This window comes from Actinoallomurus acaciae, from assembly GCF_042429965.1.
Taxonomy (GTDB): Bacteria; Actinomycetota; Actinomycetes; order Streptosporangiales; family Streptosporangiaceae; genus Actinoallomurus; species Actinoallomurus acaciae.
Window position 1 is genome coordinate 46,360 of record NZ_JBHLZP010000003.1, and the last position, 25,690, is coordinate 72,049.

Here is a 25,690-nt window from a genome sequence, read left to right on the forward strand (position 1 = left end):
ACGACCCGCAGTCCAGCCTGGTTCGACCGGCGACCACAGCGGCGGGCAGAGCGATCCAGGCGCTGAGCAGCCGGGAACGCCGTCCGGGCGTAGCTCGACCTTCGGCCAGCTGTCCTCGCCTGGGGGCGGAGGATCGAAGCGCTCGCTCCCTCTCCCACGGGCCGGGTCGACGGCGGACGACCCCGCGCAGAACGTCGCGCGGACCGGAGGTCAGAACCTCTCTCCGGTCGACAACTGATCAAGAAGCAGTCCGGCGCGAGCGACTATGCGCCCTGGGCGGCCGGCGCCGCGATCGCCGTGCTCGGCGCGGCTACCGGGCTGACGGCGTTGCACCGCAAACACGCCTGAAAGTCGTGATGCGTTCCGCGTCGGTCGCGTACTTCTTTCCGCGGGACCTGCATCCGGGCGCGTGGTGGTTGTGGACGCTCGGCCTCGTGACGGCGGCCAACCGGACGACGAATCCGTGGCTGCTGGCCGCCGTGCACGTGGGCGCACGGGCAGTGGTCGTGCCCCCTATGCGGGTCCGGCCTGCGGTGGAGCGGGTCAGGTGACGCCGGAGGGTGTAGGCCGGTTGCCGGGAACGAGCGCCGTGACGATCAAGCGTGGGAGGTCGCCGTCGGCCAGATCCGGCTTGTGGGCCAGCCAGATGCTCTGGCCAAGGGAGCGAACCTGTCCTTGGGGTTTGGGGCTGAGGTCGAGCACGAGCAGGAGCCCGAGCGCGACGTTGGCGCTCTGGTACAGGCCTGCCTGGTTGAGATAGGAGTCGAGGTGGCCGGTCGCGGCCGGATTGGTGTCGCGTTTGATCTCTCCGACGATCCGGGTGCCGCCGTAGCGGAAGACGATGTCGGTGCGGCCTCCGCCGATGTGCGGGGTCTCGATGTCCACGACAGCGCCGAAAATGGTGCCCTTCATGAACTCGTAGTAGTCCAACTGCAGGTCACGTTCGAGGGCATCAGGCTGGCTGAGATAGTGGAATCGCCCGCCTGGTCGGCCGGTCTGTATGTCCTGCCGCATTTCAACGAACCGGATGGTCAGATCGAGGATGCGGTCGAAGAAGATCCGGGTGGTGCCGGTGTAGTCGGGGACGCCCTCCAGGCCTGCGCGGATGTCATGATTGACGCGCCATGCGACCCGGTTGAGCAGTACCGACTCCTCACCGTCCAGAGTCTCCAGCCGGCGTTCAAGCACCTCACACTGACGGTCGTCAAGAGCCTGCAGCACCGCATCGACGGCAGTGGGGTCGTCGGCCCTAGCGCGCAGATCGGCGATGAGCGTCGCGGTGTCCCCTTTTGGGTCCTCCACCACCTCTTGAAGCTCGATCGCGCCTTGCTCAAGCTCTGGATCGTCGGCGACCTGTGTCGCCCACTGCTTCAGCGCCCGCACCCGAGAACTGTCGGCGATGAAGGCATTACTGATCCGCGGTTCGATGACCGCGCGCAGGCCCGGCGCCGCTTCGGGCAGCACACGCGCGACGCGCGCGGCACGGTGGGCACGCGCGATCGCTTCCAGCGACGTGGCGGCGTTCAGCCACACGTCCTCATCCAGTGCGCCCGCGGCCTGGGCGAAGGCAGCGGTGACCATCCACCAGTGCTGTTCAGCCGCGCTGGTGTCTCCCAACCAGCGCCCTAACCGCCCCGGCGCGTGCCAGGCGGCGCGTACGAGCGCCAGGTCCTCCACCTGCTCGGCAGCAGCCTCCACATCAGCGGCCGGGCGCTGCTCGATGAGCGCCAGCACCCCATCCAGCGCGCTGGCGTACAGGCGGGCGTCAAGACGCTCCTGGTCGGCGTCGATCGCGGCCGAATAGTCGCGACGTGCCGTGCGCAGCGCGGCCTCTGCCTGCTCGGCGGTCGATGATTCCAGGCCGTCGATCAGCGAGCATCCGCCGAGTTCGCACAGCGCGTCGTCGCGCGCGTCCGGGTGCTCGCTCAGCAGCTGCAGCGTCGCCCGTGCCGCATCACGGACGCTGGTCTCCGGTTTGTGCAGGTACAGCACGCCGAGGCGGCGGGCGACGGCCTCGGCGAATGTCGATGGCTCGATGATGGTCACCGACGAGACCAGCTCCAGCAGCCTGAATGGCCGCACCGCCCCTGCCAGGAGTAGGCGCAGCGCGCCGTCGAGCGCGTCGACGGCGATGTGCGCGTGCCGCGGATCTGTACGTTCACCGGCACGATCCAGCAGAACATTGTTCATCCCGTCCGCGAGCGCGGCGACGACCGCGGGCTGGGCGAAGATCGCCTCGACCGCTCCGGCGAAGGCCAGCGGATCCGGCGTGTGTTCAAGGCCTAGCAGCAACAACCTGGAGGCGCGTTCATGATCGAGTTGATTCCAGGCACCGATCACCATGCTCGTTGCGACATCGAAGGCGTCACTATTGGCGATCTGCTCGGCGTGGCGATACAGCTGCGCCTCACCGCCGACGTCATCCAGCGTCCGCGAGGACGCGCCAGGCCCTGCCTGGCGGAGCCAGTCGACCACCTCTACCACAGCGTCGTCCGCCCTTTCGCCGGGATCCGGAACCGCTTGGGATCCAGCACCGACTGGACGTCATCCAGGCGCGCGGTCGCAGTCACCACCTGCAAGCCCAACTCGGCCGCGACCTCCACGAGCCCGGAGATCATCTCACGCAACGATCCAGCGGCGACCTCTTCGGCACCAGGTGAGTCGACGAACAACAGGCCGGGGTGGCGACCGGCACCACGGCGGTGGCCAATCCGCAGTAGCGCGATTACGACTGCGACCTTCAGCCGCAGTTTGTCCCCGTCCGGCAGCTTGCTGAATTTGTAGTCGGTGCCTTCCTTGGTCACCGGGAGGTGCGCCGCGCGGTTCAGCTTGACGCGGCACAGCCCGGAGATCCCGAACCGCTGGCCCAGGCTGAGGATCTCGGTGTTGAGCTCCTCGAACAGGTCCGCCGAGGTCCGGACCCGCGCGTCGGTCTCGGCCGCCTCCAGCACCCGCGTCACATCGTCAGGTCCGGACAGACGTACCGCCAGTTGCGGCCAGTCTCTTCACGTTCTTCCACGCGGCCCTCGAGCCGGTGGAGGCGTGCCTCATGCGCACGACGCCGTTCCAGCTCACCGCTGCCAGCCAGTGAGGTGATCTCCCGCTCCGTCGCGGCACGCTCATCCGCAATCTGCTCATGCTCACGCTTCGCCTCCCCTAGCGCCTGCTCGGCGCTCTCCACGGCCTCGGCGGTGGCGGCAACCTGTTCCTCGGCGCGCTCACGCGCCATCACGTCGGGCTCATAGACGGCCGGCCGATCACAGACCGAACACACCTGCTCCTCGGCTTCGTGGGCCCGCCGCTGCCCATCAATCGGCTTGGTGCAGCGCGGGCACGCCTTGGGCTCCAGCGCCCGGAAGAACGCACCGGCCGCCTCACGCTCGACGATGGTGCGCAACGCCCGCTGCGCAACGATCTGCGTGTCCTTGGCATCGGCCAGACACTGGGTCGCGGCCTTGACCCGCGCACCGGCCGCCAGTGCGGCCCGCGCCAGCTCAGTGGCACGATCCACCGCCGCGCGCAGACGATCAGCCAGCTCCTGTTCATCACTCATCGCCGCGAGCTCCAGCCGTGCCTGCCGCAACTCCTGCTGGATACGGTCAGTCTCCTGCAAGCGGACCTCGTGTTCGGCCTGGGTTGCCTGCTCAACATCCCGGTTCTGCTGTCGCACCGCACCAAGCGCAGCCCGCACCTGAAGCAACGTGTCATACCACGGCAACGCCAGATAGACCTGCAGCATCTGCGCGGCACGCACCGGCACGCCACCGATCACGCTCGACAGCTCCGAGGGACGCACATGCAACCCGTCGGACAGCAACGTCCAACCGGCCTCGATGACGCTCCCACGCTCCGACCCACTCGCACGCTGAAACACACTGATGCGATCCAGCCCAAGCCGCGGCAGCAGCAACTCCTCCATCACCGTCTCAAAGGAACGTTGATCGAATGTGCGCAGCACATCGCTACGCTGACTCAACCGCCCCGACATCCCACGACCGTCGAGGGTAACGTCCACGGTGAACGGCTGGCCGTCGAGCCGAAACTCCAAGCTTGCCCGCCGGATCCGCTCAAAGACCCAGTTATCGACCGCGGACCGCCCCGTCAGCAACCAGCGGATGATCTCCACCACGCTCGTCTTGCCCGCCGAGTTGCCCGCGCTAGCCAACGCGCTGACCCCTCGGGCACCTCCATCTCGAAGGTGAACTCCTCGCCCGGCGGGTCGGACTGCAGATCCTTAACGCCGGAAAACCCGACCCGATCGATCCGCAGCCGTGCCGCCGGTCGGGCTGGCAAATACTCCTCTATGCCGTGGTCGGCCAAGATCTTCGCCGCCGTCTCCACCGCCATGTGCGCGCGTTCGGCGACCGCGTCCAGGAACTCGCTCATGCAACTCCCTGCCCCAGGCGTGACAGCCGCTCCATCACCTTCACGCGGATCCCGGCGATGTGATCGTTCCAGCGGGTGTCCCGGTACTCCCACACCGCTTTTTGTCGGGCCTTCAACTCATCACCGCCGACATCACCGGCCACCACGCCCACAAGGTGGGCCCGATCGGCATACCATCCCAACGCCGGAATATCGGCTAGCAGCCTCGTAGCAGCGCGGCGCCCCTCGGCCAGCAAATAAAAGTCACGGCGGCCGCCTAGATTCTTGCCCCGGCGGATATCGACCGCCAGGAGGCTGAGGCAATCATCCAGCCGCTCCCACGCGCCGTGACGCCACCGCAGCATCGGCGTCGTCCGCAGATCCGGCTCCTCCTCGGCCGACACGATCCGCGCCGCCTCACCGACCAGAACGGCATCGGGACGCAGCTCCGCCTGATCGAGCAATTCCCACGCCAAGTAGTCCGGATTACGCAACCAACAATCCATCGCTTGAAGCCGCATCTCGCCGGCGATACACGCCTCAGCTTCATCCGGCGCTGGCTCGGCCAGGACCGAATCCGCAGCGACATGCAACAGCATCAGCAACCGGACAGCGGCTTGTTCCTCCGAGCTCACTAACACATCGTGAACCTTCAAGACCGCACCGGCATAGACCCGCCCTAGCGCCACAAGTGGACACAGCACGCTGTACGGATTCGGCATCCAAAAGATCCATAACTCCACGAACGGTAGGCCGGTATCGGTCGGAGGACCGGGTTAACGTCGCTCCAGACCGACCGATCTGCCCGGAAACATGTACCGTTCCGGCGGCCGCCGCGCGCTGCCAGCGGGACAGGGCGGCGTACGCTGCGGCGTACCGTCCGGTTGAAATGTGGCCGGGAGGCCTTTTTGCCTTCCCGGCCGCTAATACGTCCGTGTCCGCACGGCAGTGGTCTACTTCGGACGCCGTGGTCTCATTGGCAGTCCGGGAGCGCATCGGCCCCTTGCTGCGCCACAGCTCGGTTGCGATCACGGCGGACCTCTACGCCGAAGTGGTCACCGAGCTTGCCCGCGAGGCTGTGGAGAAGACGGCCGCGACGATCCTTGAGGGAGGCGCGGTAGACACGCCGGTCCCCCCAGGGGCCCCCAAGGCTCGGATCCGCCCAGCGGAAGGCGAGTAGATGAGATGTTTTCCCTGGTCAGGCGAGGTGCCCCCGGCAGGATTCGAACCTGCGGCACACGGTTTAGGAAACCGTTGCTCTATCCCCTGAGCTACGAGGGCTTGTCGCTGGTAGAGCCTAGCGGAGCCCGCCTCCGTCCGCGCCCTACTATCGAGCGTTCCGGACATGTTCCGGATCTTGGTCTCCGCCGTCGTGCCGGCGTGCGGTAGCAAGCCTTGTGCGGCTCGCACAGATTACCCCTGCTGGGTCATCCCCTTCGCCGTCGTCCCGCCCACGTCGGCGACGCCGATGCACCCCTTCAAGCCCCGCGGTGCGCATCAGCCGGGCCACCCGCTTGCGACCGACCGGCACTCCGAAGTCATCGCGCAACTCGGCGTGGATGCGTGGGGCACCGTAGGTGTGACGCGACCGGGCATGAATCTCGACGATGGCCTCGGTTCTTCCAAGCGTAATAGCCCTGCGCAACACACCCAGTACCCGAGCGAGGAGGGAGACGCCATGGTGTGCCTTCCCCGCATCGATCAGCCGATACTTCACCTCGGCCGATCCGTATCCCGCGCGAAGAAGACCGCCGTCTTCTTCAAGATCTCCCACTCTTCACGGAGCTGACGGACCTCACAGCGCAGCCTCGCCAGCGCGCCTTTCTCAGCGCTGGTCGGCCCTTCCTAGCGGCGGCCTTCATCGCGGTCGGCCTGGACCACCCGGTCTCGGATCGATTGAGCGGTCGGCTCGACCTCCTTGGCTCAGACTCCGTACGACCTTCGGCATGCGGCGGTCTTGCTCTGGCTGAACGCTGGGTCGCGGCTCCCGACGTGGCTGAGCGGGCAGGGCACGGCGTTGACGTCCTGCTCGAGGTGTACGCCAGAGGCCCTCGGCTCGTCCGGGGGTCTCTTCGTCCGAGTGACCTCCACAAACGCACCCTGCGGCCATTTTCCTGCCTTTGGGCACGCCTCGTACGTCGCGAACGGCGGAGCGGCCGGAACCGGCGGACCCGTGCGTCCGTGGCGCCGCTGCGGGCGGTCCGCCGGTCCGCTCGTAACGATCTTTGTCCTCGCGGGCCGTCTCACGTGGCGTAGCTGGTGGCGTCCACGCTGGCCTCCTCGGCGAAGACCCAGTTGCCGGCGTTGGTGCGTAGCCCCGGCAGCCAGGTGCCCGGCGTGTCGCGGCAGGCGGCGAGCTGGTCGGCGGCGCCCTGGCGCATGAGGGTGTGCGCGTGCGCGATGGGGATGCCGAGCACACCGAAGCCGGGGTAGCCGACGTCGTTGCCGCACGCCTGGTCGTACGCCTCGGAGAGCGTGTGGCCGACACTTTTGTCCAGGTCCTTGCCCAGCGCCTTGATCGACTCCGGGGAGATCCGCTTGATCGCCTCCTGGGCGGCGGCGCTGGGCGCGCGGTACCCGGCGGGCGTGGCGGCCCCCGGCGCGAGCCGCTTCGGCCAGTGGAGCGTGACCCGCTCGCCGTCGAGTTTCGACTCGGCCCTGGTGCCGATCTCAAAGGCGCCCCAGGCGGTCAGGCCGACGTCGATGGCGAGGGGCAGCCACAGGCGTCCCCACTTGGCGTTCAGCTCGCTGATGAGGATGGCGGCCCTTTCGTTGACCCTGGCCAGGCCTTGGATGAGGATCCGGACCACCTGGAGCGTCTGGGCCATTCGTTCGTTGGCCGCGAAGATCGCTGCCATGTTCGCGCCGGGTAGTGCGGCCGCGGCGAGTTGGGCCTCCACATACATGAGGAGGGTGGAACCGATGACCGCCGACGACACCCCCGCCGCCGTGTATCCCACCGAACATCCGCGCAGGACCGCGCCCATGTGGTCATACATCCGCGCGGCCTCGTCGAGCGTGTCCTGGTAGGGCTTGACCCTGTTGGCGAGGAAGGCGTTCTTGCCCATCTCGTTCCACTTGTCGGCGGAGGCGTGTCGGTCCACGCACAGGGTGATCTCCGAGTTCGCGGTCCGGATGAGGCCGGCGACGTGGCCGTACCGGTCGCCCGCGTGCCACATCTGCGCGGGGTCGGACACCACCATGGCGAGCGGCACCGCGACCAGAGCGGCGAGCGGATAGACGACTGCGGCGCTCGCGGCGTTCGTCGCGCCCCACGTGCTGGGAAAGGAGGTGACCACGTCGGAGATCGTGATGCCCATGATGGTCTCCCTTGGGTAGTGCCGAAGCCATGCGACGGTCGATGAGACTACGGTTTGGCCGCCATACCGCTCAGCGGCTTCGTCGCGCTAGCCGGCGTGCTCGGTTGGGGAGAGCCGGTGGTCGGCGATGCCGTTCTCGGCTCTGGGCAGGCAGTGGAGTCACGATATCCGGGTTCGTCGTGAACGTGGCGGATCCTCGCCTTCGCCGTACCGGAGGAGGGCCAGGAGGTGACGTTCTTGACAGAGGGTGACTGCTGGAGCATTCGCGGTCTTCTCGGCACATGGCGCCTTTCTCCGTAACCTCTGGCTGCTCTGCGTGATCTTCAGATGGTGCGGTCGTTCTCGTGGTGGAGGGACTTTGCGGTGTTTCGGGCATCCTCGAGCGATCCGGCGGGGCGCGGGATCTAGACTGCCGGTCGGGCAGAGCCGTGCGGCCGGTCGGGCTCGGCGGTGGCGAGGAGGATCATGGAGCAGGGTTCCGTCCCCGTGCAGGGTCGTCCAGCGGACGGTGCTCCGCCTCATTCTTCGGATGCGCCCGTTGACGGGCTTGATGAGCGGATGCGGGTCGTGCCGGTCGGTGAGCGGGCCGCCGTGCTGGTCGATCATCTTGCGTCGCGTACCTCGTCCGGTGGGCTCGACTGGATCGCGGATCTGGCTCGCGGTGTCGAGCGGTACGGGCTCGGCCTTCCGGAGGTCCGCCGGGCCGCGACGGATCTCGCGTGGATGGCCCGCGTGGCGGAGCAGAGGTATCCCGGGGACCTGGAGTGGGGTGCGGCCGGCGGGGTGAGCGGCTCCCGGACGCAGCGGCTCGTGCTCGCGTATGTGCACGGTCAGCGGCTCCGGTTCGACTACCGGTTCCGCGAGATCCTGGAGCGCTGCAACGGCTGGCTGGCCGAGTTCCACGACGATGCCCTGATCCTGAGTTTCGCCGCCTTCGGCGGGCTCGGCTCGCGGGCGCCGAACGGGCTCGACCTGTACGACCGGGCGGTCCGGGCGCCGGACTCGGACCGCAAGAGCCGCCAGGTGGCGCTGACCGCCATCTGGTTCGCCGACCATCTCGCCGAACAGCCGGACACACTGCTGCGCCTCTCCGACGAGATGATGGCGCGCGGCGACGACGACGCGAACATCCACTACCGGCGCGCCGCCGCCCTGCGACGGCTGGGCAGGTACGACGAGGCGCTCACCGAGATCGACCTCGCGATCGACCGGTTCGGCGTCGGCAACATGCTGGTCCACGAGCAGTACGCCCAGGAGCGCAGGACGATCATCCACACCCGCGACCTGCGCCGAGGTGCGGACGAGGCGGCCGCCCGGCTCAGTGATGAGATGACCGCGAGGATGGACGAGCGGATCGACCGCGCCTCCGCGGCTCTCGAAGAGAAGATCGAGGAGGCGTCACGGCAGCTGACGGAACGGGTGTCGGTCGCGCAGAAACTGGTCTCCGAGGGTCTGCTGAAGATGGTCGAGATGCTCGGGCTCTTCGTGACGCTGCTCGGCTTCCTGATCGGCTCCGGCACGGTGCTCGTCAAGGCCAGGACGTTCTCCGAGCGGGCCATCGCGATGAGCGTCGTGGTGGTGGGGGCCCTGGTGTTCTTCGGCCTGCTGAGGCTCGTCACGCAGGTGCGTCGCCGGTCGTCCTGACACCACGCGTCCCGTACGGCGCGCCGCGCCCGGGCGCTGAAATCAGACCTGTGAGCTGCCGTTATGCTGGCACGGCCGGTATGCCGTATCCATCTTCGTCAAGGTCGGGCGCATGACAGCGAACCCTGCGATTTTCCACCCTGACTTCGTCAGTCCGCGGCGGACCATCGGCCGCCGGACGTTCGACTTCTCGCGCCAGGTCGCGGTCATGGCGATAATCAATCGGACGCCGGACTCCTTCCACGATCGTGGTCGTACCTTCGAACTGTCGAAGGCCGTCGCGGCGGTCGAGAACGCGATCGCGCACGAGGCGGACTGGATCGACATCGGGGGCGTTCCGTTCGCGCCGGGGCCGGAGGTGACCGAGCGCGAGGAGATCGATCGCGTCGTCCCGGTCGTGGCGGCGGCGCGGGAGCGGACCGACGCGGTGATCTCCGTTGAGACCTACCGCCCCGAGGTCGCCCGGGTGGTTCTCGCGGCCGGCGCCGATGTGATCAACAACGTGACCGGCCTGCACGATCTGAGCTTGGCGGACGCCGTCGCGGAGGCCGGCGCGAGCCTGATCATCACGCACAGCCTCGCCGCGCCGCGTACGCCGTTCCCCCGGCCCACGTACAAGGACGTCACCGCGGAGGTCGCGGCCTTCCTGCGCGAGCGGGCCGAGGCGGCGATCGGCCGCGGCCTGCCGCCGGAGCGCATCATCCTCGACCCCGGCCACGACCTGAACAAGAACACCCGCCATTCGCTGGAACTCACCCGCCGGCTGCCGGAGATCACCGGGCTCGGTTATCCGACACTTGTGGCGGTGTCCAACAAGGACTTCATCGGCGAGACCTTGAACCTGCCGCAGAATGAACGGCTGGCGGGGACCATCGCCACCGTGGCGGTGTGCATTCTGCAGGGGGCGCGAATCGTCCGGGTCCACGACGTCGCGGAAATCGTGTCGGCCGTCCGAATGGTGGAGGGCATTCTGGGCTGGCGTGAGCCGGCCGTCGTTCGCCATAACGCTGTCTGAGGCCAGCCGGGTTCCGGAACGTACGGCGTCTGGCCGACCTCGCTGAGGGTGATCAGCAGGGCCACGTCCTGTGCTCAGTCGCCGTGGGCGTCCTCGCGGACGTACCGGGTGAACAGGAAGCCGTCCTCTTCGAAGACCCGGGCGAGCCGGAACGAGAGGTCCTCGATGAGCGGCCCGTTGACGATACGCGGCCCGCTCCCCGCCACGATCCGCGGACTCAGCGTCAGGCACAGCTCGTCGAGGCGCCCGGCCGCCGCGATCTCGGCGAGCAGCCGGGGGCCGCCCTCGGAGAGCTGCCGGGTGAACCCCCGCTCCGCGAGCGCGTCGAGCGCCGTACCGATGTCGGCGATGAGGTCACCGCAGACGAGGACGTCGGCGCGCCGCTCGGCCGCCCTGAGCCGTTCTTCGGGCGCGCTCGCGCACGTGATGAGGATCGGCCGTACGTGGGCGTCGGCGAACACGGGCGCGTCGAAGTCCAGGTCCAGCCGCGCGGACACGATCGCCAGCGGGGGCGCCGGAGGCCGCCCCTTCCGGATGTCGCGCCACGAGTCCTGCGGTGGGAGCGGCCCGTACCCCTCGACCCGGATCGTGTTCGCACCCACGATCACGACGTCGGCCAGCCCGCGCAGGAACGAGAGCACCTTCTGGTCGGCCTCGCCGCCGAGGGGGCTGACCTTCCCCTCGAACGAGGCGGCCCCGTCCAGGCTGGTCACCATGTTCGCCCGCAGCCGGCGGCCGGTCCGCGGGTATCGGTACATCTCGGCGAGCTCGGCCTCATCCACGAGTAAGGACACTAGCCGCTGCCGTACGCGGCTCATCGATCGGATCCGGGCCCTTCCGGTCAGTGGCTGACGTGGCGCAGTACGAACCGCATGCGCGCCTCTGGATCGGTGCGGGGCAGTTCAACCAGGTCGTACCCGTATCGGGCATAGGTCTCGGCCATGGCCTCGTGGGTTCTCCGGGCCTCATCCCAGCTCTGGTGCCGCTCGTCATCGGTGCGGTAGATCTCCGGCCAGGGCGGCGCGATGAACACCTGCGGGCGGTAGGGGAACGCCGCCACCGCGGCCTCCACGTGGTCCGGCACCTCCTGTCCCAGCAGGCGGAGGTACCCGGCCACGCACGGCACGGCGTGGTCGAAGAACACCGGGCCCGTCCGCGCCAGCGCCCAGCGGTAGGAGCGGATCTCCCAGGACAGCATCAGCTCGGCGAACAGCGCCGTGTCGTTCCAGGGCAGACCGGTGCCTCCGATGGCGCTCTGGTCCTGGATGATCGCGCGGCCGGCCTCCGGTGCGGCGGCGAGCCCGTTCTCGCGGAGCAGTTCGACCAGGGTGGTCTTGCCCGATCCGGGACCACCGGTGATGGCGATCAGTCGGTCACGTGCGGATGCCATGGGTCTCCATCCGGTCGAGGGCACTGCGAAGGCGCCGATGCGTCAGGCGGCGGTGCGGGCGGGGGAGCGGAAGACCTCTCGCGTGTGCCAGGCGACGCGGTCGTCGGCGACGCGAGGGAACGCCGGCTGCGGCCCGTCGATCTCGCGGCCGGACAGGTCCAGGACCTGGGCCTCCGCGCTCCGTCCACGGCCCACGTAGCGGGCCGACACCGCGACCCGGTGATCCGCGGTCACGCCCAGCACGCCCTTGTCGAACAGCTTGTGGTGCAGCGCGCACAGGCAGATGCCGTTGGCGATGTCGTCCGGGCCGCCGAAGGCCCACCACTGTACGTGAGCCGCGTCCAGGCCCACCGCGCGGCCGTTCAGCCAGCCCTCGAAGCCGCAGAACGCGCACTGGTACTCGTACGCGACCATCACGCGTTCGCGGAAGTCCCGGTCGCGGCGGCGTACGGCGCGGTCGGTCTCCACCGACTCCAGGTCCAGGCCGACCTCGGCGCAGATGTCCTCGTGCAGCGACGGCTCGAAGTTGGCGTCCAGCAGTGCCCGGCCGAGCTGGGACAGCAGCCGGGGGTCGCGCCGCAGGTCCCGTACCAGCGGCGGTGTCAGCCGGCCGCTCGCGGCCGAGTCGCGCAGCGCGCCCACGCGCGCACCCGGGCTGCCGCTCCCGTCGGCGGTCCGCACCTCCCACAGGCCGTCGCTGGTCAGATGGTGGAACGGGTACGCCGGCGTGGTCGGCCGCGGAGGGCCGAACTCCCGCAGCAGGTGGCCGAGCCGCTCCTCGGCGGCGCTGTACCGGATCGGCTCGTCGCCGTGCCGCTGGAAGTGACCCAGCGCGTACAGCAGCAGGAGCGGTTTGTGCGGCGCGCGCTCCTGCCCGCGCGTCCAGCGGCGGATCCCGGTGACCCTCTCGACCCAGTCCACGACCGGCATCGTACGGGCCCACGACCAAGTCCCTATTAATTACCTCTTATTAAGAGATATTCTGACTTCGTGACCGATGAGGGGGTACGTCTCGCCCGCGAGCTGATGTCCGTCAACGCCGCGATGCGCCGGCTCGTACGGCGGCGGCTGCGCGAACAGATGCCGCCACGACTGCGGCCCGCGCAGGTCGAGCTGCTGGTCGTCGTCGGCGACCATCCCGGCATCAGCGTCGCCGCCGCCGCGCGGGAGCTGCACCTCGCCGACAACTCGGTGAGCACCCTCGTCAACCAGCTGCTCGCGGCCGGGATGCTGCGCCGCGAGACCGATCCGGACGACCGGCGGGCCGTACGGCTCGAGCTCACGCCGGACGCACGGCGGCACATGACCGACTGGCGTGACCGCCGGGCCCGGATGATCGGCGCGCGTATCGAGGAGCTGACGGAGGAGGACCGGACGGCGATCGCCGCGGCCCTGCCCGCGCTCGGCCGCCTCCTCGCGAGCCTGCGGGAACAGGCCGGACCGGCCAAGGACACCCCGGGGTCGGCGTGGTCGCGTGAACCATGATAATTCGGGTAACTCGTGTTGCCTGCTCGGATAGAATGAAAATCTGTGGCGAGAGTTCTACTTGTAGATGATGACGCACGGCACGCCAGAGTAGTCGGGCACTTGCTTGACAAGAGCAATCATCGCGTGATATCAGCACCCACGGGTGAATTGGCTCGGAAGATACTCGACGGTGGCGGCATCGACATCGTTCTCCTCGACGTCAATCTCCCGGACATCGACGGGCTCTCCGTCGTGCAACAACTGCGCGACGCGGGCGACGAAACGCCGATAATCATCCTGACCGCACGAGACAGGGCGCACGAGCAGGCGCTCGGGCTGCGGCTCGGGGGAGACGACTACGTCGCCAAGCCGTTCGATCCGGAGGTACTCCTGGCCCGGATCCACGCGGTGCTGCGACGCAGTGCGACGAGCAAGAACGGGCAGACGAACGGCCCCCGCGACAACCTGCTGCACATCTCGTCGGCGGTGATCGACCTCGCGGCTCGACAGGTGTCCCAAAACGGAGTGGCCGTGCGGCTGGCCCCGCTGGAGTACGCCGTCCTGGAATTCCTCGCACTCAACCGCGGCCGGGCTATTTCGAAAGAAGTGCTCATGACGCAGGTATGGGGCACCACGCACGGCTCCGACCGTACGCTGACGGAGCACATCTCACGGCTGCGCCGCAAGCTCGGCGACGGCGTGATAATCACCCGGACAGGGTTCGGGTATCTCATCCCCGCGGATCCGGAGTACTCCGCGGGCGCGACTCGGTGACGAGGGCGCCTTCCCCTTCCCGGCGACGTCATCCGGCACTCAGGCCGTTTCGGCCGGGGGCCTTTCGGCGACAAGCCGTTCGATCTCCTGGCGCAGGTCGGTACCGGCCGCGACGACCCGTACGGACAGGCCGGTCAGCGAGCCGGCGAGCCGGGCGTTCAAGTTCTCCTCTTCGACGCCGCCGGAGGACCGATGTGGCTCCACCGCGACGACCGCGTCCTCGCGGTCCACGAGGATGCCCGCGACCTCCACGGGCCTCATCGCGTTCGCCAGGAATGTGGCCCGGTCGCCGGAGTACTCGACGATCTCCAGCTTCTCGCCGCCGAAGGTGCGGTTCAGTAGCCTCTCGACCCCTTCGATCCGGGTTGCGCCGCGACCGGTGCAGGCCTCTCGAGCGTCGACACCGGGGCCGGCGGGAGCCACGGCGACCTTCGATCTGGTGCCGGCGGCCCGCGCGACGCCCTTGATGACGACCTTGCCGTCGAGGATCTCCTCGACGAACCCGGTAAGGAGGCGTTCGACCAGCTCGGGCGCGGTGACCGAGAGCATCAGCCGCCCGTAGTCGCCGTCGGCGCCGTCGGACACTCCAACGACGAGCGCGATGACGGTGTCTCCCCGCGCCCACTCGGGCGGAGCGGTCCCCCCGGCGAGCTCGTGGGCGATGACGTGCGGCAGCAGCGCGTCACGGGCCCGGCTCGTTCCGGCGTCGTAGACGGCGCAGTCGAACCCATCCGGACCGCGTGACCTGATGTGCGCCGTCACCGCCTTCCCGACGAGCGGCGACTCGAGGTCGGGGTCGCTCAGGTCCGTTCGCAGCGTCATGGGGTCCTCTCGGTTCGCAGGCCTTCCACCGGCTCTGTCCCGAACCCGTCGCGGATGGCCCTCTTCTCTAATGTCCGTCAGGCGGCGGAACGGCAACCATGACGGTCTCGGTGGGCGGTACGGCCGGCGGTGCGGCCGGTGGTGCGGTACGAGAGCGGCGGATGACGGCGTACGGAGAACGTTGCGCATCCCGGCGGTGACCGCACTGTCTTTATCCGGACATGCCGGAAGGTGAAACATGCCGGGACAGTTGCCCATACGCCTCACCAGAGTGCCTCCCCGACACCCCAACGCGCCGACGACTCGCGGCCGTGCCGGGCAGGTGCTCCTCCTCCCTGTGTCTTCGCGATGGCTCTTGCCCCCGACGCCGAACAGCCCCGTGATCAGAGGTGAAGCGCTGTGAGCATGCCCGGCGCCGGTCCGAGGGCGTCCATGAGGCGGACCGGCTGTATGTGGATCGGCGGCCTGGGGCTCGGCTGCACCGGGCTTGTCGCCGTGTTGGTGATCTTCCTTGTGGTCGTGGTGGTCGTCATCCCCAATTCCAATCCGCTGTGCGGCGGCTCCAATTCCTCCTCAGGCGGGACGGGAGTGATTCAGGCCAAGCAGGTGACGGCGGCGCCGGCGGCGAACTCCATACCCAAGAACTACCTTGCCCTGTACCAGCGGGCCGGCGCGGAGTGGAATATTCCATGGAACATCCTCGCCGGCATCGGATGGGTGGAGACCCACCACGGCACGCTTCAAGCGCCGGGCGTCGGTTCCGGAGAGAACTATGCGGGGGCCGGGGGCCCGATGCAGTTCTTGCAGGGGACGTTTAACGAATACAAGGTGGACGCGCCGCCTGGTGACGGGGTAATAAGTCGATACCACGCGGATGATGCCATCTTCACCGCCGCCAGGTATCTCAAGAGCAGCGCCCTACCCGGCGCGAGTACGCAAGAGCTTAAAAGCAGAACGCTGACGGCGGCTCAGATACGCAAAGCGATATTCGCATATAACCACCTCGATTCTTACGTCAACGACGTGCTGGCGGCGGCGAATCGTTACACGAATGGTTATGTGGTGGCATCGGACAACAATGAAAGTCAGGGCTGCATACTGGGGGCGGCATTTCAGGAAGGGTCGTCGTTCGGCCAACGCATCGCTGAAAGCGCCGCCTATTTCGCGAGGCGAGATCAAGGCGGGCCGAACCCCCCTCAGTGGATCCATCGGCTGATCCCATATTCATGGGGCGGCGGAGATCCGCGTGGCGATAATCGCAAGGGTGAGATTCCCGACGATGGCCCCAGTTTCGGCATCCCTCAAAATCCTGGCGTCGATGGCACCGACATCTACGGATTCGACTGCTCGGGCCTCGCTCGGTGGGCCGTCTACTCCGCGTCCGGCAAGAAGATCCTGCTGCCCCGGACTGCGGACAAGATGTTCGAGAGCAGTATGGGGGTCAAGGTGCCTCGTGACCAATTGGCTCCCGGGGATCTGGTTTTCTTTAATCATTTGGAGCACATGGGCATCTATTACGGCGTGTTCAAGGGGAAGCACTGGATGGTAGAGGCTCCCCACAGCGGCGCATATGTGCAATTCGCCGTAATCGACGGCAGGGCTGATTATGTGGGAGCGCTTCGAGTAACGCCGCCGCCGGGTATGCCAAGTTCATCCCCAAGTTCGTTTCGCGCAATGTCTTCTCCTGGAGCAGAGGGCGGCGGTGATGTGAGGTGAACGGTAAGTGCGCGTCCGGAGCCTGGGCCGCCGCCTGCGCAATATCGGTGGCCGTTCTTTTGACCGGCTGTAGTAGCGAGAAGCAGGCACGGCCATCCGGCCCGCCGCCCGACCCGGGTGCGCCGAGCGCCATTCCGACGTCCAGCGGCGGCTCGCCGTCACCGTCGCGAAGTCCGCGCATACCCGGCGGTCTCCCGGACCTGCGCCGGATCGACCAGAAGGACGCGACGGCGGTGTCACGGGCGGCGTTGACCGTCATGTACACGGTCGACAGCACGGTCGACGCGGGGTTGCGAAACGCGCGCCTACGCGCCACGCACTACCTCACCACGACATACGCGGCCGCGATCAAGGCGGAGCCTGTGCAGTACGTCCCGGAGGACTGGCGACGGCACCGGGCCTATCTCGCCGTCCGCCTCCGGCCGACCGTACGGGAGAAAGGGGCGCCGACCGACGGACCGACCGCCTCCTACCGGGAGTGGGAGATGACCACGGTCCCCACGGGGCGAGACCGCTGGCGCGGTGCTCCCCGCACATCGGTGGTCTACATGGCGCTCGTGAGGTCAGCCAAGAACGCCCCCTGGCGGGTCTCCGATGTGAACGTCGTGGACGACGGATAGTCCCTGGTCAGGAGAGCGGGCGAGGCAGCCCGAAGCTTGAAGAGAAGAGAGGAGCCTTCATGAGTGAACCCGATGACGATCTGCCGTACCTGCTCTTTATGGGCCTCGCATCTGTGGTCGTCCCAGGTGGTGCGTGCGGTTTCATCACCTGGCTGGCGGGGCAGCTGTCCGGCCTGCTCACGGGCCGCGGCTGGCCGGACTCCAGCCCGACGGACTTTCTGACGATCGCATTTCATTTCGTGCAGCACCCGGGTCATCCGCGCCATGCGTGGCCACCCGCTGCGGCGGCCGTGATCGGACCCGCCCCCGTGTTCTTCACCCTGCTGATCGTGTTCCTCGTCATCGCGGCGGTCGGGTTCTATTTCGTGGCGCGGCTCCTCCTGAACTGGCGGCGTCACCGGCCGTACCGGCGGCTGCGGCTGGGCTTCGCATCCGGCTGGGAGGTCCGCAAGCTGCTGAGCGCCCGGGCGGTCCAGGACAAGGCGCGGCAGATCCGGCCGTCCGCCGCGAACCGGCCCGCGCGCCAGGTGAGGCCCGAGGACGTCGGTTTCTTCATCGGGCGGGACATCAGGTCCCGGCGGAGGCTGTACATGTCCCTGGAGGACATGATGATCGTCGTTGCGGCGCCGAGGCAGGGCAAGGACGTGCACTTCGTCACCCCTCTCACCATCGACGCACCCGGCCCGTGCATCGTCACCTCCAGCCGGCGGGAGACGTTCGTCAACACCGCCATGGTGCGGGCGCGGTACGGCGAGGTGCACGTGTTCGACCCGTTCAACTGGACCGCGTGGCCGCATCGGATGCGCTGGTCGTTCCTGGACGGATGCGAGGACATAAACGTGTGCGCGGTCAGATCCGGCACGCTGACCCAGACGAGCGGTTTCGAGCTCACCGGAAGCGGAGCCACCAGGACCTCGGGGGTGGTCACCATCCTCCGCTGCCTGTTGCACGCGGGCGCGATCGGTGGGCTCACCATTCGTGACGTGGTGCGCTGGGTCCATGAGACCAACAGCGACGAGGCGATCGACATCCTGCGCCGGGGTGAGAGCGAGGGCAGGGCCGCTCCCGGATCCGCGGCACAGCTGGAGTTCAGCAGCCAGGACAAGCATTTCTGGGCCGGTGTGATGCAGGTCATGAGCTGCTTCTCGATCCCGGGGATCCTGGAGGACCTCTCGCCGCCCCCAGGTGAGGAATTCAACTACAAGGAGTTCCTCAAGGGCCGCAACACCCTGTACTTCGTCAGCAAACAGCAGACCGACTACGGCGGGATCGCGCCGATCGTCACCACGATCGTCGAGCAGTTCTTCCGCTCGGCTCGTGGCGCGGCGATGAAGCAGCCGACCGGTCGCCTCGAACCGCCCCTGACCTTCGAGCTCAACCAGGTGACCGACATCTGCCCGATGCCCGGCCTGCCGACGTACATGGGTGAGTCGGGGGGTTACGGCATATCCGTGCACGCCTACCTGACGTCGCTGGCGGACGCGCGCAAGAAATGGGGATCGGACGGAGCCGCGCGCCTGTGGGACAACGCCACCTTCCGGGTCATCTCCGGCGGTACCGGCACGGTAAAGGACCTATCTGAACTCTCCGACCTCGTGGGCAAACATCAGGGGAGGCCGGCGCTGCAGCCGGAGGAGATCAGGACCATGCCGTTCGGCCGCGCGGCCCTCGTCGCGGGCACGGCCCGTCCCATCGAAATGTGGCTGACCCCCTGGTGGAAGCGCAAGGACCACGAGGAGATCGCCATGGGCAAGCAGGCCGTCGAGGGCATGATCCAGGAGTACAACGCGAACCAGCAGGTCGCCGCTACCGCGCGTCTCACGAGCGTTCCGGACGAAGAGGAGTCCTGACTCGGGGCATGAGACGCGACACCCCGCACCCAGGTGTATGACGTGTCGCCCGCGGCGTCCTGCCGCGGGCGACGTCGTCAGGCCGGGTGGGCCGCGGGCGCACCTCACGGCCGGGCCGGTCAGGCGGTGTTCGCGGACGGTCTGGTGGTCGAGTGGACCCAGCGCTGAACGGGATGCGGGCGCCCGCCTGACCCGGCCGCCATCTCCTCGGCCCGCGCCCCGAGGTGGAGTGCCTTCCCGTCGTGCCAGATTTTCTGCCCGCCGAGGTTGACGATCACAGCGGCTCGCGGACGGTCCACCGCATAGCGCCAGAGGCGCTTTGGCAGGCGCTCGTCTCGTCGGCTCGGTCATGACCGGCGAACGATCTCATCCGAGAGGGGGCTGATCGACCATGCAAGTGGCGAACGTGACTCGATCACAGTGGACGACCGGTCCCGGGAGCCCGCCGAACTCGCCGGAGGCGGTGATGAACGCCTCCCGGCAGTGGGCCGGGGGCGTGTGGCCGCCGGCGCGGGTGCCGGTCGCCGATGCCTCTGGAGAGCGGCCGAAACCGCCGACGGAACCTACCGCGCGTCATCACCGGAGGCGCGCCCCACGTCCGGGAACTCCCGTGGGACGGAGGCTCCGTGCCTTGGCGATCCCCGTACCAGGCCAAGTCGCCGTCCGCCCAGGCCCGGCCGGCTCAAGACCTTAACCGCATCATCTCGGAGAGCGCGCATGCTTGATATGACGATCTTGTGGACGGCCGGTCTGCTTCATCATGGGGCGGACCTCGCTGCCGGACCGGTCGTCCCGAATCCCGGTGGCGGTGAAAAACCGCCGTTCGCCGACGCGGTCACGACGCTGCTCAAGTGGGGAGTGTGGGGCGCCCTCTTTTCTTGTGTCGGAGGTTTCATCACCATCGGCGCCAGAATGGCACTCCAACACAGGAGGGGTGAAAGCGGTAACCACATGGGGAGCATGATCATCGTGGGATTCGCCACCATCCTGATCATGGCTGCCTACACGATCGTCAAGGAACTCGCCGGAGCCGGCTGATGGTCTCCCGGCACCTCCGTGCAGGATGTGGAAAGTGCTGCCAGGGCCGAGTACGGCTGCTTCAGCGCGTATTCGTCCTGTCTGTCGCGTTCCTCGCGCTGGGCGCCGCCCTGGTCGCGATCGGCCTTTATCGTGCTCCCGCCCCGAAGGCGGTTCGCGAGGTCTCGAGTGGGCCCGGCGCGCTGGAACCGTCCCCCATGGCTGATCGGATCTCTGCTGGTCCGGTGCAGGTCACGGCCGGCGTCGTCCCGGCCGCTCAGGGTCGTGTCACCACTCCTGATCTCGCGGCGTTGAAGTATTCCGTTGACTGGGACAATGCGAAAAAAATGCCGACCGTCGATACGGACCCCGGCGGCAAGCTTCAATGGGATCCTAAAACCGGTCGCATCAGAATATGTGACAGCAATACGGATGGCCACCTCGTGCGCGGCATGGTATCTACCGATGGCCATGCGGTGAAGCTATCCGTCCTTGGGCATTTGGTGGATTTCGTACGAAGGGGTGGAAAGGGTCATTGTCGCGAGGCGGCCATCCCTGATTACAAGCCCACCAAGAAGTACGAACTCAAGGTCTGCCTGGCCCGTAGTGATACTTCACCCGACGGTTACTGTAACACCAGTAATACGTCCGAATGGCCGAAGGTGGACCACAAGAACAACTATTGTTGGAGTTTGAAGACCGATCAGGAGAAGATCGATTGCGTGGGGGGAGTGCAAGAATTCTGCCACCAGTGGCAGCACGTCGACTCGATGTTCCCAAAGCAGTGTGTCGCGGACCACACCAAAAAGAGTCCGGCCGTACTCAAACCTCCTGCTTGGGATGAGCCCGCCCTCACCGACAGACCCGACGCCAAGCTGCCGAGGGGTCACGCGGACGGAGCCTCCCGGGTCGCTCAACCACTGAATCCATTGCTTCGCTGGTTGGTGTGGACTGCTTTGGGGGCGTGTGTGCTGGGCGTTGTGATGGTCGGCGGCAATATGGCACTCAAACATAGGAGGAGCGAGAGTGGCGCCCATGCCGCCGAGCTCGGCTGGGTGATGATCGCATGCGTCGTCGCAGGTTCCGGGCTGGCCATCGCCTTCATATCCCTCCTGCTCAATCCACTCTGAAGCGGTGGCCTGTCCGCCTTAACCAAGCGATTTCGCGATGCGTGTTCCACGCTATGGGGGTGCTTCTCGATGTCGGACGTCCTTGACCAGGCATGGTCCTGGTTCGTCGGTAAAGTAATAGAGTGGGCACTGGGAACGCTCCGGACGATGCTGGTCTGGTGGATGAGTGATAACTCTTATAGCGTACGGTTGACCGGCGAGAAGGGCGGCCTCCTTTATAGCCTGCGCGAGCACACCAACTATCTGACTGTCGTGATGGCGTTCGCCGGGTTTATGATCGCGGCCATTCGAATTGCCGTACAACGCAATGGCGAACCTTTTCGGGTTGCGCTTTCTCAGTTCTTTCAGCTGGCTGTGATCGTCCTCACCCTGGCTACCGTGGTGAATCTGGGGAATATCGCCGGAGACAGGTATTCCTACTGGATTCTAAAGGACTTGATGCCGAAAGGCGACACGTGGATTGAGAACTGGAAATCCGGGATCAGCGTGTTGGGAGGGCACGAGACCGATACGTCGTTCCTTCTTGCCTTCTTCGCGCTCGCTGCGACAGTCGGGACGTCGATACAGTTCGGGCTGATGCTCTTTCGAAGCGGCGCGCTGATCGTACTGGTCGGGACTCTTCCGCCGTTGGCTGCGGCAAGGTTCACCACATATGGAGATCACGCCTATAGAAAGTGCCTCGGCTGGCTGATCTCTTTCGTGCTGTTCAAGCCGGTCGCTGCGACGATCTATGCTGCGGCCCTGAAGCTGCTGTCATCCAAGAGCGAGGCAGATCGTCTTTTTGGCCTGGCCCTTATTGCCGGTGCGGTATTCGCTCTACCCGCGACCATGCGTGCCATAATGCCTGCGATCACGGAAAGTCACAGTGCCTTCGGTATACGTCAGGTCGGCCATTTCGTGTTCGGCAGCAGTGCGGTGAATGCCGGTAAGGGAGTCACCGTGCTGGAGGGCGCGGGAGGAGCGGGGGTCGCAATGACCAGAGGCGCGGGCCGAGTGGTGGGCCGGGTTCTCGGCCTTGGCAACAACGGTCCAGCGAGTCGTAATTCCTCGAGGGGCGGCACTCCGAGTGGCTCCTCGGGCGGCGGGGGCTCGGGTTTCGTGAGTCCGGGCGGCAGCGGCTCGGGCACTGGAAGCACCGGCTCGGGTACCGCGAGTTCGGGCAGCGGTGCCTCGGGCGCTGGAAGCACCGGTTCGGGCACTGGAGGCACGGGTTCGGGCACTGGAGGCACGGGTTCGGGCAGTGGGAGCTCGGGGAGCGGCAGCTGGGGCGCCGGAGGCTCTTGGGCGGGCGACTCGGGAAGTAGCTGGGGTACCGGGAGCTCGGGGAGCAGTGGCTCGGGTGGCGGGAGCTCGGGGAGCAGTGGTTCGGACAGCGGCAGCTCGGGGAGCGGCGGCGCGAACGGCTCGCATCACGGCGGGCCCTCTGGCGCAGACGGCGGGCACGGCGGCTCAAGTGACGGTAACCCATGATCTCGGGAATCAGGTGAGTTCGAGTGGCGTCCAACGACCGTGAACCCACGTACGGGAACTGGCGTAAACCGGTCTCTCCGGGGATCGGGCGGCTGGGACTGGCCGGCACCCTGATCCTCATGGCCGGGCTGATCACCGTCACCACGATCGCGACGGTATCGCCGTTGGCCAGCCTGGTCGCCGCCATGGTGCTGGGGCTGACCATGCTGCCCCTGATCATCCAGGACCAGCACGGGCGGACCGCGCTTCAGTCGATCACGGCCCGGGTGAACTGGTGGTGGGGTCGTTCCCAGGGATGGCATCTCTACCGTTCGGGACCGCTGAGCGTCATCCCGCACGGCTCGTGCCGGCTCCCCGGGCTGCTCGCGGCGTCTCGGCTGGTGGACGGCCATGACTCCTACGGGCGGCCGTTCGCCCTGGTCGTCATCCCGTCCACGAGGCACTACACCGTGGTGTTCGAGTGCAACGCCGAAGGGGCGTCGCTGGTCGATCAGGAGCAGATCGACACATGGGTCGCCCACTGGGGGCAGTGGCTGGCCTCGCTGGCCTACGAGCCGGGCTTGGTCGCCGCGAGCGTGACCATCGAGACGGCCCCCGATCTCGGGCATCGCCTCCGGGAGGAGATCTCCGCCCACACCGATCCGAACGCTCCGGAGCTGGCTCGGGCGGCCCTGGAGGAGATCGTCTGGAACTACCCGGTGGGTAGCGCACGGGTCGCCACGCGTATCGCCGTCACCTATACGGCCCTGCCGCGTCCCGGAGGTAAGCGCCGTGACCAAGAGGCCATGGTGCGGGAGATCGGGATGCGCATCCCCGGGTTGATCTCCGGGCTGGAGATGACCGGTGCCGGATCCGCTCGCCCGATGACCGCCGACCAACTCTCCCGCGCCGTGCGGATCGCCTACGACCCGGACGCGCAGTCGAGCATGGAGGCCACCGGGGGCCAGGAGGTGCGGTGGGAGGATGCCGGGCCGGTCGCGGTGCAGGAATCGTGGGATCACTACGTGCACGACAGCGGCCATTCCATCACCTGGGGCATGACGGAGGCGCCTCGCGGCGAGGTGCTGTCCAGTGTGATGAGCGGTCTGGTGGCCCCGCACCATGACATCGCCCGTAAGCGCGTCACCTTCCTCTACCGTCCGCACGATCCGGCCTCCGCCGCCCGGATCGTGGAACGGGACCGCAAGGACACACGTTTCCGTCTCGACGGTGCCAAAAGCGCCGCCCGGAACGAGATCGACGTCATCAAGAGCGACCAGTCGGCCCGCGAGGAGGCCAGGGGAGCGGGGGTCGTCCGGTTCACCGTTCTCGTCACCGCCACCGTCCACTCGGCCGAGCAACTTCCTCTCGCGGCGGCCGCCATCGACACGATCTCGGCCCCCGCGCGTCTGCGGTTGCGGCGGATGTACGGGTCGCAGGCGTCGGCCTTCGCGGCCGCCCTTCCCCTGGGCGTCGTCATTCCCCATCATCTTCAGGTTCCTGCGTTGGTGAGGGAATCCCTGTGAACAGCCCGTTGGAATCGTTTTTCGGCGACGCGGACGAAGGGCGACCTGCCGCGCAGGCCGGCGGGAAGGACGGGAAGAAGGGCAAGAAGAAGACCGGCAAGGTCGAGCCCAAACCCGGATTCAGGGGCTTCAGCCGCCGCGGCGGAGGCCGGGCCTCGTACGTGGAGATGCCTTCGGAGTGGCGCGGGACCACGGTGCAGGTGTGCGGTCTGTGGCCGTTCGCGGCCGGGGCGGGAACCCCGATGGTGGGTGTGCCGCTCGGCCGGGAGCTGACCACCGGGGCCGCGCTGTGCTGCGATCCGATCTCGTGGTTCCAGCGGGCCAACCTGATCCACAACCCGTCGGCCCTGGTGCTGGGCAAGCCCGGGCTGGGCAAGTCGACCCTCATCCGCCGGATGGTGGTGGGGCTCGTCGGGCAAGGGGTGTTCCCCATGGTGCTCGGCGACCTCAAACCCGACTACGTCGACCTGATCCGGGCGATGGGCGGGCAGATCATCAAGCTGGGCCGCGGGCTGGGATCGCTGAACGTACTCGACCCCGGCGCGACGGCCTCCGCGGCGGCCAGGCTTACGGGACAGGCGCGGGCCAAGCTGATCGCGGACGCGCACGGCCGCCGGCTGAACATGGTCGCCGCGCTGCTCACGGTGCTGCGCGGGGGCCCGATCGCCGACACCGAGCGCACCGTTCTCAACGCGGCCCTGCGGGTGCTGGACGAGCGTCACGACGGCGTACCCGTCCTGCCCGACCTGATCAGGGTGATCGACGAGGGGCCGGAGCGACTCCGCTCGGTGACCCTGGCCCGCGGGGACGAGGCACGGTATCGCGCGGCCGTCGACCCGTTGCACGCCTCGCTGCTGGGAGTGCTGGACGGCCCGATGGGGGAGGCGTTCTCGCGTCACACCACCACCGCGATCGAGCTGGACAATCCGGGAGGCGTCTGCATCGACATCAGCGGGATCGACGACGCCGACGCCGAACTCCAGGCCGCCGTCCTGCTGGCATGCTGGTCGGACGGGTTCGGCGCGGTGGAGGCCGCGCACGCGCTGGCCGATGAGGGCCTGGCACCGCGGCGGCACTTCTTCGTCGTCCTCGACGAGTTGTGGCGGGTCCTGCGGTCCGGACGCGGCCTGGTGGACCGGGTCGACGCACTCACCCGCCTCAACCGGCAGCGCGGCGCGGGCCAGGTGATGATCACGCACACCATGGCCGATCTGCTGTCGCTGAGCGACCAGGCCGACCGGCTCAAGGCCAAGGGCTTCGCCGAACGCGCGGGCATGGTGATCTGTGGTGGGCTGCCGCAGGCGGAGATGTCGATGGTGAACGAGGTGGTGCGGATGTCCTCCATCGAGCAACGCATGATCGTCGACTGGTCGACGCCGCCCTCCTGGAATCCCGACCTCAGCCAGGACAGCGAGCCCCCGGGCCGCGGCAGGTTCCTTGTCAAGGTGGGCGGCCGCCCCGGCATCCCGTTCAAGGTGGAGCTCACCTCCGTCGAGACGGGCGTCAACGACACCAACAAGCGCTGGGTCCACTCGACCACCAGACCTTCCGCGAACACCGCCTGACCGGCCCGGCCGTGGTGTGC

At 67.5% G+C, this 25,690-nt stretch carries 23 protein-coding genes, 1 tRNA gene and 1 pseudogene; 13 read left to right on the plus strand and 12 right to left on the minus strand.

Annotation, left to right across the window (positions count from 1 at the left end; genetic code table 11):
* Positions 1-356: 356 nt before the first annotated feature.
* A complete protein-coding gene (locus tag ACFFNX_RS01220; protein ID WP_378193649.1) occupies positions 357-551 on the plus strand; it encodes a hypothetical protein in 195 nt (64 codons plus the stop codon).
* On the opposite strand, the gene ACFFNX_RS01225 is transcribed toward ACFFNX_RS01220, so the two are convergent.
* The 8 genes and pseudogenes from ACFFNX_RS01225 to ACFFNX_RS01265 form a co-directional block, all read right to left on the minus strand.
* Entirely contained in the window at positions 544-2,475 is a 1,932-nt protein-coding gene (locus tag ACFFNX_RS01225; RefSeq protein WP_378193652.1) for a hypothetical protein, read from the minus strand. The two genes, ACFFNX_RS01220 and ACFFNX_RS01225, sit on opposite strands and share 8 nt — an antisense overlap.
* Before the next feature lie 2 nt (positions 2,476-2,477).
* A complete protein-coding gene (locus ACFFNX_RS01230) occupies positions 2,478-2,951 on the minus strand; it encodes a hypothetical protein (RefSeq protein ID WP_378193655.1) in 474 nt (157 codons plus the stop codon).
* A gap of 5 nt (positions 2,952-2,956) precedes the next feature.
* Entirely contained in the window at positions 2,957-4,129 is a 1,173-nt protein-coding gene (locus tag ACFFNX_RS01235; protein ID WP_378193658.1) for a coiled-coil domain-containing protein, read from the minus strand.
* The gene (locus ACFFNX_RS01240; protein ID WP_378193660.1) at positions 4,102-4,386 is read right to left on the minus strand and encodes a hypothetical protein; all 285 of its coding nucleotides are present in this window, start codon (positions 4,384-4,386) and stop codon (positions 4,102-4,104) included. Before ACFFNX_RS01240 ends, ACFFNX_RS01235 begins: the two co-directional genes overlap by 28 nt.
* A complete protein-coding gene (locus tag ACFFNX_RS01245; protein ID WP_378193663.1) occupies positions 4,383-5,087 on the minus strand; it encodes a hypothetical protein in 705 nt (234 codons plus the stop codon). The genes ACFFNX_RS01240 and ACFFNX_RS01245 overlap by 4 nt, the downstream gene beginning before the upstream one ends.
* A gap of 486 nt (positions 5,088-5,573) precedes the next feature.
* A tRNA-Arg gene (locus tag ACFFNX_RS01250) sits at positions 5,574-5,646 on the minus strand.
* Positions 5,647-5,824: 178 nt separating this feature from the next.
* Positions 5,825-5,980, minus strand: a pseudogene (locus ACFFNX_RS52355) (helix-turn-helix domain-containing protein); the annotation flags it as partial.
* Positions 5,981-6,608: 628 nt separating this feature from the next.
* Positions 6,609-7,685: a hypothetical protein gene (locus ACFFNX_RS01265; protein WP_378193666.1), complete on the minus strand. Its 1,077-nt coding sequence runs from the start codon at positions 7,683-7,685 to the stop codon at positions 6,609-6,611.
* 558 nt (positions 7,686-8,243) lie between these two features.
* On the opposite strand from ACFFNX_RS01265, the gene ACFFNX_RS01270 reads away from it, so the two are divergent.
* Complete coding sequence (locus ACFFNX_RS01270) at positions 8,244-9,329, plus strand: hypothetical protein (protein ID WP_378193669.1); 1,086 nt, start codon at positions 8,244-8,246, stop codon at positions 9,327-9,329.
* A gap of 112 nt (positions 9,330-9,441) precedes the next feature.
* The gene (gene folP / locus ACFFNX_RS01275; RefSeq protein ID WP_378193672.1) at positions 9,442-10,344 is read left to right on the plus strand and encodes a dihydropteroate synthase; all 903 of its coding nucleotides are present in this window, start codon (positions 9,442-9,444) and stop codon (positions 10,342-10,344) included.
* Between the two features lie 74 nt (positions 10,345-10,418).
* On the opposite strand, the gene ACFFNX_RS01280 is transcribed toward folP, so the two are convergent.
* From ACFFNX_RS01280 to ACFFNX_RS01290, 3 genes are read right to left on the minus strand one after another with little or no spacing between them, the layout of a single operon-like run.
* Positions 10,419-11,126: a pyrimidine reductase family protein gene (locus ACFFNX_RS01280; RefSeq protein WP_378193675.1), complete on the minus strand. Its 708-nt coding sequence runs from the start codon at positions 11,124-11,126 to the stop codon at positions 10,419-10,421.
* A 59-nt stretch (positions 11,127-11,185) separates the two neighbouring features.
* A complete protein-coding gene (locus ACFFNX_RS01285; RefSeq protein WP_378193678.1) occupies positions 11,186-11,734 on the minus strand; it encodes an AAA family ATPase in 549 nt (182 codons plus the stop codon).
* A 42-nt stretch (positions 11,735-11,776) separates the two neighbouring features.
* Positions 11,777-12,655 (minus strand): phosphorothioated DNA-binding restriction endonuclease, encoded by an 879-nt coding sequence (locus tag ACFFNX_RS01290; RefSeq protein WP_378193681.1) that lies wholly within the window; start codon positions 12,653-12,655, stop codon positions 11,777-11,779.
* Positions 12,656-12,724: 69 nt separating this feature from the next.
* Here ACFFNX_RS01290 and ACFFNX_RS01295 point away from each other — a divergent pair, with 69 nt between their 5' ends.
* Both ACFFNX_RS01295 and ACFFNX_RS01300 read left to right on the plus strand, forming a co-directional pair.
* Positions 12,725-13,219, plus strand: coding sequence for a MarR family winged helix-turn-helix transcriptional regulator (locus ACFFNX_RS01295; RefSeq protein ID WP_378193684.1), 495 nt, complete (start codon positions 12,725-12,727; stop codon positions 13,217-13,219).
* Between the two features lie 45 nt (positions 13,220-13,264).
* Positions 13,265-13,975, plus strand: coding sequence for a response regulator transcription factor (locus ACFFNX_RS01300; protein WP_378193687.1), 711 nt, complete (start codon positions 13,265-13,267; stop codon positions 13,973-13,975).
* Positions 13,976-14,014: 39 nt separating this feature from the next.
* Here the strand turns inward: ACFFNX_RS01300 and ACFFNX_RS01305 are convergent, their stop codons facing one another.
* Complete coding sequence (locus ACFFNX_RS01305) at positions 14,015-14,797, minus strand: hypothetical protein (RefSeq protein ID WP_378193690.1); 783 nt, start codon at positions 14,795-14,797, stop codon at positions 14,015-14,017.
* A gap of 450 nt (positions 14,798-15,247) precedes the next feature.
* Here ACFFNX_RS01305 and ACFFNX_RS01310 point away from each other — a divergent pair, with 450 nt between their 5' ends.
* From ACFFNX_RS01310 to ACFFNX_RS01345, 8 genes are all read left to right on the plus strand, one after another.
* Complete coding sequence (locus tag ACFFNX_RS01310; RefSeq protein ID WP_378193693.1) at positions 15,248-16,513, plus strand: C40 family peptidase; 1,266 nt, start codon at positions 15,248-15,250, stop codon at positions 16,511-16,513.
* The gene (locus tag ACFFNX_RS01315; RefSeq protein WP_378193696.1) at positions 16,510-17,133 is read left to right on the plus strand and encodes a hypothetical protein; all 624 of its coding nucleotides are present in this window, start codon (positions 16,510-16,512) and stop codon (positions 17,131-17,133) included. Before ACFFNX_RS01310 ends, ACFFNX_RS01315 begins: the two co-directional genes overlap by 4 nt.
* Before the next feature lie 59 nt (positions 17,134-17,192).
* The gene (locus ACFFNX_RS01320) at positions 17,193-18,983 is read left to right on the plus strand and encodes a type IV secretory system conjugative DNA transfer family protein (RefSeq protein ID WP_378193699.1); all 1,791 of its coding nucleotides are present in this window, start codon (positions 17,193-17,195) and stop codon (positions 18,981-18,983) included.
* A gap of 717 nt (positions 18,984-19,700) precedes the next feature.
* Positions 19,701-20,021: a hypothetical protein gene (locus tag ACFFNX_RS01325; protein WP_378193701.1), complete on the plus strand. Its 321-nt coding sequence runs from the start codon at positions 19,701-19,703 to the stop codon at positions 20,019-20,021.
* A gap of 197 nt (positions 20,022-20,218) precedes the next feature.
* Positions 20,219-21,130: a hypothetical protein gene (locus ACFFNX_RS01330; RefSeq protein WP_378193704.1), complete on the plus strand. Its 912-nt coding sequence runs from the start codon at positions 20,219-20,221 to the stop codon at positions 21,128-21,130.
* A 147-nt stretch (positions 21,131-21,277) separates the two neighbouring features.
* Positions 21,278-22,600 carry a hypothetical protein gene (locus ACFFNX_RS01335; protein ID WP_378193707.1) on the plus strand — a complete coding sequence of 441 codons (1,323 nt, stop codon included), beginning with the start codon at positions 21,278-21,280 and terminating at the stop codon, positions 22,598-22,600.
* Between the two features lie 23 nt (positions 22,601-22,623).
* A complete protein-coding gene (locus tag ACFFNX_RS01340) occupies positions 22,624-24,105 on the plus strand; it encodes an SCO6880 family protein (protein WP_378193710.1) in 1,482 nt (493 codons plus the stop codon).
* Between the two features lie 8 nt (positions 24,106-24,113).
* Positions 24,114-25,670, plus strand: coding sequence for a putative type IV secretion/conjugal transfer ATPase (locus tag ACFFNX_RS01345; RefSeq protein WP_378193713.1), 1,557 nt, complete (start codon positions 24,114-24,116; stop codon positions 25,668-25,670).
* The last annotated feature ends 20 nt before the right edge of the window (positions 25,671-25,690 follow it).